Raw genomic sequence first — 10,739 nt, forward strand, 5'->3', positions numbered from 1 at the left:
TTGAGATGCAAGCTTATGGCCCGTCAAAATATGCGGCGTTACAAGGAAGAAACAATTCTTCAGAGGGATAACCCTGTCAGGAAGTTTCCCAACTGGCGCAACCGTTTTGAAGCTAGCAACGTATCGTAGAAGAACTAAGTGACATCAATAGAACGACGTATAAGGGCCGCTTGATCAACAGGCTACGCGGGGGCAAACACCGCTTCGGGGAGAGTGTCATGGAACAGGCAAACAAAGATCGATCGCTCGTGAGCAAAGTCATGGATGGACTGGTCACGGGGATCGTCGAAGAGAAATACGGCGCCATACTGCCACCGCAGGATGTGCTGTCGAAGGAGTTCGACGTCAGCCGCACCGTCATGCGCGAGGCGCTGTCGATGCTGCTCGCGCGCGACATGCTGGACGTGCGGCCGAAAATCGGCACGCGCATCCGGTCGATGAGCGATTGGCGCATGATCGACGAAGACGTCGTGAACTGGCGTTTTCGCGCGAAACCCGATCCGCTGTTTCTGCGCGACGTGATCGAGTTTCGCATCCTGATCGAGCCGCGCGCTTCGGCGCAGGCGGCCGCGCGCGGCAGCGCGGCGGATATTGCCGCGATTCGCGAGGCGTTCGAGGCGTTCCGCACGATCCGGCCGGGCGAGCCGGGCTATCAGGAAGCGGACGAACTGTTCCACACCCGCATCGTGGTGGCGAGCGGCAATCAGTTCTTCAAGCAGATGGCGGCGATCATTCGCGGCGCGCTATCGACGGTCAATCCCATCGTCACCGACAGGGACGGACTGTGGGAAACCGCAGTGAATTCCCATCAACGCGTGGTCGAAGCGATTGAACGGCGCGATCCGAAGGAAGCGGAGATCGCTTCGCTCGCCATGATCGACTACACCGCGGAAGAAGTCAGCGGCCACTTTTCAGCGGAACCGCCAGCACTCGGCTGAGCGTCGCCGCCGCGGCGGCACGCTGGGTCTTTGGTATTTTCCTTGTGAGACTGTGTGGCAGAGGGCGCGAGTTCACGTCCACGCGAGAGCGTGCGGCATGCGCGACAATAGCGCCTGTTCTGAACTGCATGGACTCGAAGGAACGATGACAATCGCAACGCAGGAAATCCCCTCGGGCGGCACGATCCGTTGGGGAATCGTCGGGACGGGCCGCATTGCCCGTCGCTTCGCACAAGGTCTCGCTCATGTGCCGCACGCGCAACTGACCGCGCTGTGGTCACGCCGCGCGGAACCGGTCACGGCTTTCGCCGGTGAATTCGGCGGCGAAGTCCGCGCGAGTTTCGACGCGCTGCTCGCCAGCGGGATCGACGCGCTCTATATCGCCACCGTCCAGGACAGTCACGCCGACTACGCAATCGCCGCGCTGCAAGCCGGTCTGCACGTACTGTGCGAAAAACCCGCCACCATCAATCAGCCGCAGCTCGAGCGCGTGCTCGATGCCGCGCGCGCCGCGCAACGGCTGTTCATGGAGGCCATGAAGCCGCCCTTTTATCCGCTCTACAGAAAGTTGCGCGCGCATCTAGACGCCGATCCGATCGGCGCGGTCGGTCTGGTGCGAGCCGGCTGCTCGGTGCCGGGCGTGCCGGACGATCACCCGTCGCTGTCGTTCGAGCATGCGGGCGGCGCGCTGCTCGACATCGGCATCTACGAGATGTTTCTCGCCGTCGACTGGCTGGGCGCGCCTCGTGAGGTGCAAACGCTCGGGCGGCTCGGGGCGACCGGCGTCGATACGTTCGCGAGCCTGAACAGCCAGCACGAGGGCGGCATCGCCCAGTTGTTTTGCGGGCTCGATCTGCACGGCAAGGGTGATGCGCTGCTGATGGCCAAAGGGGGTCACGTCACGATTCACGAGCCGTGGTGGAATCCGTCGCGCGCGACCATCCGTTATGCCGATGGACGCGTGGTCGAACTCGACGAGCCGTTCGAAGGCGGCGGGCTGAACTACGAGACCGCGCACTTCTGCGAACTGATCAGGATGGGGCAACTGGAAAGCCCGGTGATGCCGCACAGCAAGTCGCTGCAGATGATCGCGATGGCCGACGCGGCGCGCGCGGCGCTCGGGTTGAAGTTCGCGGGCGAATGAGGGCGCATTGAGCGTGCGTCGAGGCGCGCGAGCCCGTGCCGCCGCCATGCCATCTTGCGATCCCGCTATCGCGCTCCGCCGCCACTGTTGCCGCGTTGCACCCAGCAGCGGTGGTAGGATTTGCGCGGGCATGCGGAAAGAAAAACACTCCACGTGCCCGCTGCTTTCGAATTCCTTCCAATGGAGCCGCCTGCCATGCGCATGCTCGGAAAACTGTGGCGCGACAACAAGAGCCTCGTCGCGTTTCTCTTCTTGATGGTGCTGTTTCGCAGCGCCGTGGCCGACTGGAACGTCGTGCCGAGCGGCTCGATGCTGCCGACCATCCGCGAGGGCGACCGCATCTTCGTGGACAAGATGGCCTACGATCTGCGCGTGCCGCTCACGCACATCGCGATCGCGCATTTGCACGATCCGCAGCGCGGCGATATCGTGACGATCGATTCGTCGGCGGCGCATGAGTTGATGGTCAAGCGTCTGATCGGCCTGCCCGGCGACAGCGTGGCGATGCGCGAGAACGTGCTGTACGTAAACGGCGTGCGCGCCGATTACCAGCCGCTGAAGTTCAAACCGCTGCCCGGCGACGCCGCGTCGCCCGGCGATTATCTGACCGAACGCTTCGACGGCGTCGCGCATACCGTGCGGCTCGCGCCGCAAGCGCCGAGCCCGCGCGACTCGTTTGGGCCGGTGATCGTGCCGCCCGGCGAGTATCTGATGCTCGGCGACAATCGCGACGACAGCGCCGATTCGCGTTACTTCGGCTTCTTTCCGCGCAAGGAATTGATGGGCCGCACGCGTCACGTCGCGTTTTCGCTCGACCCGGATCATTACTACACGCCGCGCTTCGAGCGCTTCGGCGCGCCGCTGGATGCGGCGTCGTCTGTCGCCAGCCGTTAAGTCAGATGCCCCAGGGTCTCAGTGGCGCGACGGCAGCGCAAGGCGCCGTTCGTACCAGCGTTGCACGCTTTCGAGCACCTGGCACAGCACCCAGTAGATCGCGGCCGCGGCGAGATACAGCGGCAGCGGCTGATAGGTCGAGGCGATGATTTCCTGCGCGCTGCGCAGCAGTTCGGTCACGGTGATCACCGACACCAGCGAGGTGTCCTTGATCAGGCTGATCAGGCTGTTCGACAGACTCGGCACGGCAATGCGCAAGGCTTGCGGCGCGATCACGTAGCGCAGCGTCTGGCGGCGCGAGAGTCCGAGACTATAGGCGGCGAGCCACTGGCCCTTGTGGATGCCCAGGATCGCGCCGCGCATGCTCTCCGACAGGTAGGCCGCCACATTCGCCGACAAGGCGATCACGCCGGCCGGCGTCGGATCGAGTGAAATGCCGAAACTCGGCAAGCCGTAATAGATCACGAAAATCTGCACCAGCAGCGGCGTGCCGCGCATCACGCTCACGTAAATGCGCGCGATCCAGTTCAGCACGCGGTTGTGGCTGACGCCCATCAACGCGAGCACGGCGCCGGCAAGCAGGCCGAAGATCATCGACAGAACCGCGAACTTGACCGTCAGGACGGCGCCCTGCGCGAGCACAGGAAGCGATTGGACGAGCAGGGAAGTGGTGGACATGAGCGGTGGTCGGTTGGCGCGCAAAAGCGCACATCATAAACTTTGCTGCAAAAGCGCGAAGGGCGGCATCGCTGACGATGCCGCCCTTCGTTTCAGTCAGCGCGTCTTTACTTGATCGGCTTGCTGACGTCGATGCCGAACCACTTGTCCGAGATCTTCGAGAACGTGCCGTCCGCTTCGAGCTGGGTCATCGCGTCGTCGATCGCCTTGGCGAACTTCGGATTGCCCTTTCTGAACGGAATGCCAGACGGCGTGCCCGCGCCGACGTTGGCGCCGGTGCGCAGCGGCAACTGCGAGTTCTTCATCAGGTACGCGAGCATCAGGCGGTCGTTGAGCGCCGCGTCCAGACGGCCGGCGGCCAGATCGCGCAGATACTCAGGCGCGCCCGGATACGTCTTCACGTCGATGCCCGGCACCGACTTGGCCATGTCCATGTAGTTCGTGCCCAGACCGACGCCGAGCTTCTTGCCCTTCAGGTCGTCGAGCGACTTGAACTGGCGCGTGTCGTCCTTACGCTGGATCAGTTGCGCGGCCGAATACGTGTAGGCCGGCGAGAAGTCCAGCGCCTGCTTGCGCGCGTCGGTGATGCCGACCTGGTTGACGATTACGTCGAACTTGTTCGCCTGCAAACCGGCGATGATGCCGCTCCATTCGGTCGTGACGAATTCCGGCTTCACGCCGAGCTTGGCGGCCACGGCCTTGGCGATGTCGACGTCGTAGCCGACCAGTTCGCCCGACGGCGCTTTCGAATTGAACGGCGGGAAGGTGCCTTCGAGGCCGATGCGCAGCGTGCCGCGCTGTTTGACCTGATCGAGCAGGTCGTCGGCGTGGGCGGCGACGGCGGTGAACGAAGCGCCGATCAGACCGGCGACGAGAATCTTTTTCAGCAAGCCAAATTTCATCGAGTTCCTTTTTGTTCGTCTGGCGTTTTAACAGACGAAAGCATAACAAAACAGACTATCGAAACCAAAATACCGTTTGTTTATGTCTATATACCGGCGCGGCTCAGCGTGCCGCGTTTACTGAGCCCGCGCTTAGCGAAGCGCTTGAGCGCATTCGGCGATCAGCGCCGGTCCGCGGTAGATGAAGCCGGTATAGAGCTGCACCAGCGACGCGCCGGCCGCGATCTTGGCGCGCGCGTCGTCGCCGGAAAAAATCCCGCCGACGCCGATGATCGGCACCGCTTCGCCGACTTCCGCGCGCAGCTTGCGGATCACTTCATTCGACGCGTCGAACACCGGCTTGCCCGACAGGCCGCCAGCTTCGTCGCCGTATTGCATGCCGGCGACGGCCGTGCGCGAGAGCGTGGTGTTGGTGGCGATCACGCCTTCGAACTGATGGCGCAACAGCGTGTCGGCGATCGACTTGATCTGTTCGTCGTCGAGGTCCGGCGCGATCTTCAGCGCGAGCGGCACGAGCTTGCCGTGCATGTCGGCCAAGCGCTGCTGCTTCTCTTTGAGCGCCGCGAGCAGCGCGTCGAGTTCGCCGGCGCCTTGCAACTGGCGCAAATTCTTCGTATTCGGCGACGAGATATTGACCGTCACGTAGCTGGCGAACGGGTACACGCGCTCGAGACAGTACAGATAGTCTTCGGCGGCGCGTTCGATCGGCGTGTCGGCGTTCTTGCCGATATTCAGGCCGAGAATGCCGCGATAGCGCGCGGCCTGCACGTTCTTCACGAACTGGTCGACGCCCGCGTTGTTAAAGCCCATCCGGTTGATCACGGCGTTCGCCTGCGGCAGGCGGAACATGCGCGGCCGCGGATTGCCCGGTTGCGCGCGCGGTGTGACCGTGCCCACTTCGATGAAACCGAAGCCGAGCGCGGCGAGGCCGTCGATGCAGGCGCCGTCCTTGTCCAGGCCCGCGGCGAGTCCCACCGGGTTGCGGAACGTCAGCCCCATCACGGTGCGCGGCGCATCCGGCACGCGCGGCGCGAGCGCGCCGGCGAGGCCGGTGCGGCCGGCGGCGCCGAGCATGCGCAAGGTGAGGTGGTGAGCGTCTTCCGCGTCCATGCGAAAGAGTTGGGCGCGTACAAGCGGGTAGAGGGAACTGAACACGGGACGAAGCCGGGCGGCCGGAAAATGGGAACCCGCCATTTTACCGGCTTTGAGGCTTCAATGAGACCGACTGGCGGGATCGAGTCGCGGCCCGAGCGGGCCGCTGCTGCTACTGCCTTGCTATGTATGGCTTTGCTACGGCTTGAACGGCGCGCGCTTGCCCTGCATCGCCGGGTCGACCGGCGGCAGGTCCACGCCCGTGGGATCGAGCACGCGCCAAGCGCCGTCGATCAAACCCTCGAGCGGCCGGAAATTCGCCTTGTACGCCATCTTCGGACTCTCGCGAATCCAGTAGCCGAGATACACGTAGGGCAGCTTGAGGCTGCGTGCCTGCTCGATCTGCCAATAGATGTTGTAGGTGCCGAAGCTCGTGTTCGGCAGCCCCGGCTCGAAAAACGTGTACACCGAGGAGAGCCCGTCGCCGAGGATGTCGATCATGCTGATCATGCGCAGAATGCCCGGCGCATCGGGCCGGTCCCGCAGCGGCTCGCGGAATTCGACCAGCCGCGAGTTGATCCGGCTCTGCAACAGGAACTGTTCATATTGGTCGCGGCTGTCGCGATCCATGCCGCCGCCCGCATGCCGCGCCGATTGATAGCGCATGTAGAGCGCGTAGTGCTCTTCGTCGTAGTGGAGCGGCGCGACGGTCGCGATCAGTTCGCCGTGTTTCTTCCAGACGCGGCGCTGCGTGCGGTTCGGCTCGAACTGGTCGACCGGCACGCGCACCGGCACACAGGCGCGGCAGCCGTCGCAATATGGCCGGTACGTGAACACGCCCGAGCGCCGGAAGCCGGCCTTGACGAGGTCGGTGTAGACGTCGGAGTTGATCAGGTGACTCGGGGTGGCGACTTGCGAGCGCGCGATGCGCCCGTCCAGGTAACTGCAGGGATAGGGCGCTGTTGCATAAAATTGCAGCGCCGAAAGCGGGGAAAGAGGCAGCTCGTTGGGATGAGTCACGTTGGCAGCTCTCGAAGCATCTCTGGTAATGCAAACCCGGCGCCTTGCGGTGGACGACCCGCGGCTCGTGACCCGCGGCTCGGTAGGCGGCGGATCCGGATTCGGCCTGATTCTTCCTACGCCGCTGGCGCAACGACCTCGAGCAACGCGGTCTTGTCGAAGCGCCAGGGAATCGGCGGCGCCTCGACCGACGCGCGAACATGCGCGATGAACGCCTTGCGCGCTATCTCGCGACCGCCTAGCGACGCCAGATGCGACGTGTTCTGCTGGCAGTCTATCATTTCTATTTCGTGACGGCGTAAGTGTCCGACAAGCGCAGCCAGCGCCATTTTCGACGCATCCGTGACGTCCGCGAACATGGATTCGCCGAAGAACATTTTGCCGAACGACACGCCGTACAAACCGCCCACGCGCTTGCCTTCGAACCAGGTTTCGATGCTGTGCGCGTCGCCCACACGATGCAGCGACGAGTACGCTTCGACGACATCCGCGGTGATCCATGTGCCGCGCTGTCCACGTCGCGGCGCCTGCGCGCAGGCGCGCATCACCGCGGCGAAATCATGGTCGACGCGGATTTCCCACGCGTCTTCGCGCAGCACGCGCCTGAGCGTTTTGCGTAGCGACGGCGCCACTTTGAAGTCGGCGGGGCGCAGGACCATGCGCGGGTCGGGGCTCCACCACAACACCGGCTGGCCGTCCGAATACCACGGAAAGATGCCGTGCCGGTAGGCGTCGATCAGCCGCGACGGCAGCAGGTCGCCGCTGGCCGCGAGCAGGCCCGGCGCGCCGCTGGTCGCGCCGAGGGCGCGCTCGACGGGCGGGAACGGATCGTCAGGTCCGAGCCAGGGAACCATGCGCGCCGCTCAACCTTCGCGCAGCGAGCGGAAGATGTCGCCCGTGTGCAGGCCGAAGCTGCCGGCGGCACGGTCGGCGAAAAAGAAACGCAGGGTCTGGCCGACGGTGGGAAAGGCAATCTCGTCCCAGGGGATTTCGTGTTCTTCGAAGAGCTTCACTTCGAGGCTTTCTTCGCCGGCTGCAATGTCGAGGTCGAGCAGGCGCGCCATATAGAACAGATGCACCTGATGCACGTGCGGCACGTTCAGCAGCGAGAAGAGGTTTTGCACTTCGACGCGCGCGCCGGCTTCTTCCAGCGTTTCGCGCGATGCCGCTTCGGCGGTCGTCTCGCCCATTTCCATGAAGCCGGCGGGCAGCGTCCAGTAGCCGTAGCGCGGTTCGATTGCGCGACGGCACAGCAGCACTTTCTCGTCCCACACCGGGACGGTGCCGACCACGTTGCGCGGATTCTGATAGTGCACCGTGCCGCAACTGCCGCATACGAAGCGCTCGCGGTTGTCGCCAGGCGGAATGCTCAGGCTGACGCCCTGGCCGCAGACAGAACAGAATTTCATAGGAAGGGGACGAGAAAGGGTGATAGGAGTTTATCACTGGCACGAGGTTTTTCTCAGGCCGCAAAATAGCGTCGCGCGGGATTCCGCGGCCAGTGAAGTCGGTGCCGAGGGGGGCGTCCAAACTGCTCGCAAATGGCGCAATCATTTTGTTCGGAATCCGGAGTATCTTGCGCGCGAGGCTTGATCCGAGGGCGTGGATGACGTCGTGGGCGGGGCGATTTGCCGTCAGAACCGCTGCCGGAATCAGACTGGGGAAACGAGAAAAGCCGGGAATGCGCAACGCGCTATGAAATATTTGGAAAGAAAACAAAAAAGGCCTGCCGGTTGGGCAAGCCTTCAATGTTGTTTTCGACGTAGTCAACCAGCTTGGTGCACTTGGTTGCGGGGGTAGGATTTGAACCTACGACCTTCGGGTTATGAGCCCGACGAGCTGCCAGACTGCTCCACCCCGCGTCCGTCGAAGAAAAGATTATAGAACAAAGCCGATAGCTGTGCAATAGCTATTTAAGAACCGGCTTCAATCCGCGGGCCATGAATCTGCGCGCGGGCTCTGAAGGTCGCCGCACGCATCGCTCACGTCGCATGCCGGAAGGCCTGCGTAAGGCGCTGCGCTAGAATTCAGATTCCTCTCGCGACGCCGCCATGCACGCACGGCGGCGCACGCTCCACCCCTTACCTTGCTCTGAACTCCATGGATATCGCTCACGATCTGCAGGTGATTGCCGCTCAGGAACACGCGCTGGTGTTCCCACAATTCGATGCCGACCGCGCGTGGCAAGTCGGCGCCTATCTGCACGAGGTCGCCAAGGCGCGCGGTATCCCCGTTGCGATCGACCTGCGCACCTTCGGTCAGCCGCTCTTCTTCAGTCTGCTCGACGGCGCGACGCCGGACAACGTCGATTGGGTGCGCCGCAAGAGCAACACGGTTGCGCATTTCCGCCGCAGCTCGTACGCGATCGGCCTGAAGATGCAGCAGGCCGGCGGCACGCTCGCCGAGAAGCACGGCTTGCCTGCTACGGAGTACGCGTCGCATGGCGGCGCGTTTCCGCTGACGGTGGCGGGCGCGGGCGTGATCGGGTCGATCACGGTGTCGGGTCTGCCGCAGCGCGGCGATCATGAACTGGTGGTGGAAGCGCTGTGCGCGCATCTGGGCCACGACTACAGCAAGCTCGCGCTTGCAAAGGCCTGAGGCGATGCGGCTGCCTCCTTATGCCTTGCTCGGCATCGCGATCGTGGCCGAAGTGATCGCGACGTCCGCGATGCGCGCGTCGGAGGGCTTCTCGCGGTTCCTGCCTTCAGCGGTTGTCGTGCTCGGCTACGGCGTGGCGTTCTATTGCCTGTCGCTCACGCTCAAGAGCATTCCGGTCGGCATCGTCTACGCGGTGTGGTCCGGCGCCGGCATCGTGCTGATCACGCTGGTCGCGGTGCTGCTGTACCGGCAGGTGCCCGACGTGCCGGCCGTCATCGGACTCGGGCTGATCATTGCCGGGGTTGCCGTGCTGAACATGTTTTCGAAGATGCAGGCGCACTAAGCCGCCGCGCGAACCCAGGCGCCGCGGGCGCTTATTTGCAGCGCACGATCATCGAGCGGTTTTTCACGTTGGCCGAGACGACGTTCGTGACGCTGCCGCCCGCCGTGCCGCCTTCGTCATTGTCTTTCGACACGATGTCGTAGCCCGTCGCGCCGCATGCCTTGCCGGCCTGCACGTAGCAGGAGGCCCAGCTGGAAGCGGCGTCGGCGCCGCTGCAATTCACGGCGAAGCCAGTCTGGCCGTTCGGCAGATTGATCAGCGACGTGGTATTCGACGATGCGCAGCCGGCGAGGCCCGCCGCGCCGAGCAGCACGGCGGCGGGAAGGGCGGCTGACAGCGACGTCCGGCGAACCAGCGCAAACACTGCATTGGTTCGGAAGCGGTCGAGGCGGCCGGCGCGGCGCAGTTGCGTCATGAAATGCATCGTGTTGTTTCCTTTCAGATTGATATTCGGGCTTGCCACGCAGACCGGGAGCGCCTGTCGAGTCTCGCAAGACGTTCAGGGCGTTTCGATCGTAATGCCCGCCGCGCTGACCATCCGGCGGCTTTCCTCGCCCTCCTTGGTGGCCGCGTCTTCCCAGATGCTGATGGCTTTTGGAATGTCGATGCCGTGGCTTTCGGCGTAAGCAAACCATGTGTTCGCCGCATCCGGCTCGGGCAATTCGTGGTTTTGCAGAAAATATTTTCCCATATTGCGCTCGCTGAACTCGAAAAGGCGTCGTCGCGGCAGCACGGACCGTGCCGATGATCCCGTTCGACCGGCGCGAGCCGAACAAGTGCGATCGGGTCCGTCGCCGCGTGAGTCGGACAGAACTAATCGGCTCGCGAGGCGCCTTACATACTGGTTGGCCGCGCGCCGACGCGCGTGCTGCACCGGCCGCGCGGACGCAACCGGCGACATGAAGGTCAACGCACAGGCAGACGTATCGAACGCAGGTCCACACGGCGTCCGCCCATGAATTGCAACGAGGAGAACGAATATGGCTGAACGGGTCAGCGGCCCTTACCGTGGTTATTACATCAGCGCCGCCGCGCGCCTCGTGCCGGGGGGGGGGGGGGGGCCGCGCGCCCCCCGCCCCCGGCGGGGGGGGGGGGGGGGTGGGGGGGGGGGGGGGGGGGGGGGGGGGCCG

Annotated in this window: 13 protein-coding genes and 1 tRNA gene; 5 read left to right on the forward strand and 9 right to left on the reverse strand. The window is 64.0% G+C overall.

The window, feature by feature from the left end:
- The first annotated feature begins 218 nt into the window (after positions 1–218).
- The 3 genes from P0D80_RS01940 (at position 219) to lepB (ending at position 2,976) form a co-directional block, all read left to right on the forward strand.
- Positions 219–938, forward strand: coding sequence for a FadR/GntR family transcriptional regulator (locus P0D80_RS01940; protein WP_132374882.1), 720 nt, complete (start codon positions 219–221; stop codon positions 936–938).
- A gap of 145 nt (positions 939–1,083) precedes the next feature.
- On the forward strand, positions 1,084–2,082 hold the full coding sequence (locus P0D80_RS01945; protein WP_408175654.1) for a Gfo/Idh/MocA family protein: 999 nt from the start codon (positions 1,084–1,086) through the stop codon (positions 2,080–2,082).
- Positions 2,083–2,277: 195 nt separating this feature from the next.
- Positions 2,278–2,976, forward strand: coding sequence for a signal peptidase I (gene lepB / locus P0D80_RS01950; protein WP_408175652.1), 699 nt, complete (start codon positions 2,278–2,280; stop codon positions 2,974–2,976).
- A gap of 18 nt (positions 2,977–2,994) precedes the next feature.
- On the opposite strand, the gene P0D80_RS01955 is transcribed toward lepB, so the two are convergent.
- The 7 genes from P0D80_RS01955 to P0D80_RS01985 all read right to left on the reverse strand — a co-directional run bounded on the left by P0D80_RS01955 (position 2,995) and on the right by P0D80_RS01985 (position 8,530).
- Positions 2,995–3,654 carry an amino acid ABC transporter permease gene (locus tag P0D80_RS01955; RefSeq protein WP_408175651.1) on the reverse strand — a complete coding sequence of 220 codons (660 nt, stop codon included), beginning with the start codon at positions 3,652–3,654 and terminating at the stop codon, positions 2,995–2,997.
- A gap of 107 nt (positions 3,655–3,761) precedes the next feature.
- A complete protein-coding gene (locus P0D80_RS01960) occupies positions 3,762–4,556 on the reverse strand; it encodes a cystine ABC transporter substrate-binding protein (RefSeq protein ID WP_134456289.1) in 795 nt (264 codons plus the stop codon).
- Between the two features lie 132 nt (positions 4,557–4,688).
- Positions 4,689–5,750, reverse strand: a complete 1,062-nt coding sequence (locus P0D80_RS01965) for a quinone-dependent dihydroorotate dehydrogenase (RefSeq protein ID WP_408175648.1) — start codon at positions 5,748–5,750, stop codon at positions 4,689–4,691.
- Between the two features lie 96 nt (positions 5,751–5,846).
- Entirely contained in the window at positions 5,847–6,668 is an 822-nt protein-coding gene (locus P0D80_RS01970; RefSeq protein WP_408280640.1) for an arginyltransferase, read from the reverse strand.
- Positions 6,669–6,784: 116 nt separating this feature from the next.
- Positions 6,785–7,522, reverse strand: coding sequence for a leucyl/phenylalanyl-tRNA--protein transferase (gene aat / locus P0D80_RS01975; protein WP_408280642.1), 738 nt, complete (start codon positions 7,520–7,522; stop codon positions 6,785–6,787).
- Positions 7,523–7,531: 9 nt separating this feature from the next.
- Positions 7,532–8,077: an NUDIX hydrolase gene (locus P0D80_RS01980; protein WP_132374874.1), complete on the reverse strand. Its 546-nt coding sequence runs from the start codon at positions 8,075–8,077 to the stop codon at positions 7,532–7,534.
- 376 nt (positions 8,078–8,453) lie between these two features.
- Positions 8,454–8,530: transfer RNA gene (locus P0D80_RS01985), tRNA-Met, on the reverse strand.
- Between the two features lie 238 nt (positions 8,531–8,768).
- On the opposite strand from P0D80_RS01985, the gene P0D80_RS01990 reads away from it, so the two are divergent.
- Together P0D80_RS01990 and P0D80_RS01995 are read left to right on the forward strand one after the other, a co-directional pair.
- The gene (locus tag P0D80_RS01990) at positions 8,769–9,266 is read left to right on the forward strand and encodes a heme-degrading domain-containing protein (RefSeq protein ID WP_408280645.1); all 498 of its coding nucleotides are present in this window, start codon (positions 8,769–8,771) and stop codon (positions 9,264–9,266) included.
- 10 nt (positions 9,267–9,276) lie between these two features.
- Positions 9,277–9,609, forward strand: coding sequence for a DMT family transporter (locus P0D80_RS01995; protein WP_408175798.1), 333 nt, complete (start codon positions 9,277–9,279; stop codon positions 9,607–9,609).
- 31 nt (positions 9,610–9,640) lie between these two features.
- On the opposite strand, the gene P0D80_RS02000 is transcribed toward P0D80_RS01995, so the two are convergent.
- Both P0D80_RS02000 and P0D80_RS02005 read right to left on the reverse strand, forming a co-directional pair.
- Positions 9,641–10,033, reverse strand: a complete 393-nt coding sequence (locus P0D80_RS02000; protein WP_408175644.1) for a hypothetical protein — start codon at positions 10,031–10,033, stop codon at positions 9,641–9,643.
- A gap of 75 nt (positions 10,034–10,108) precedes the next feature.
- A complete protein-coding gene (locus P0D80_RS02005) occupies positions 10,109–10,300 on the reverse strand; it encodes a hypothetical protein (RefSeq protein WP_134456271.1) in 192 nt (63 codons plus the stop codon).
- Between the last annotated feature and the right edge of the window lie 439 nt (positions 10,301–10,739).

It is taken from the genome of Paraburkholderia sp. RL17-373-BIF-A (assembly GCF_046030175.1).
GTDB lineage: Bacteria > Pseudomonadota > Gammaproteobacteria > Burkholderiales > Burkholderiaceae > Paraburkholderia.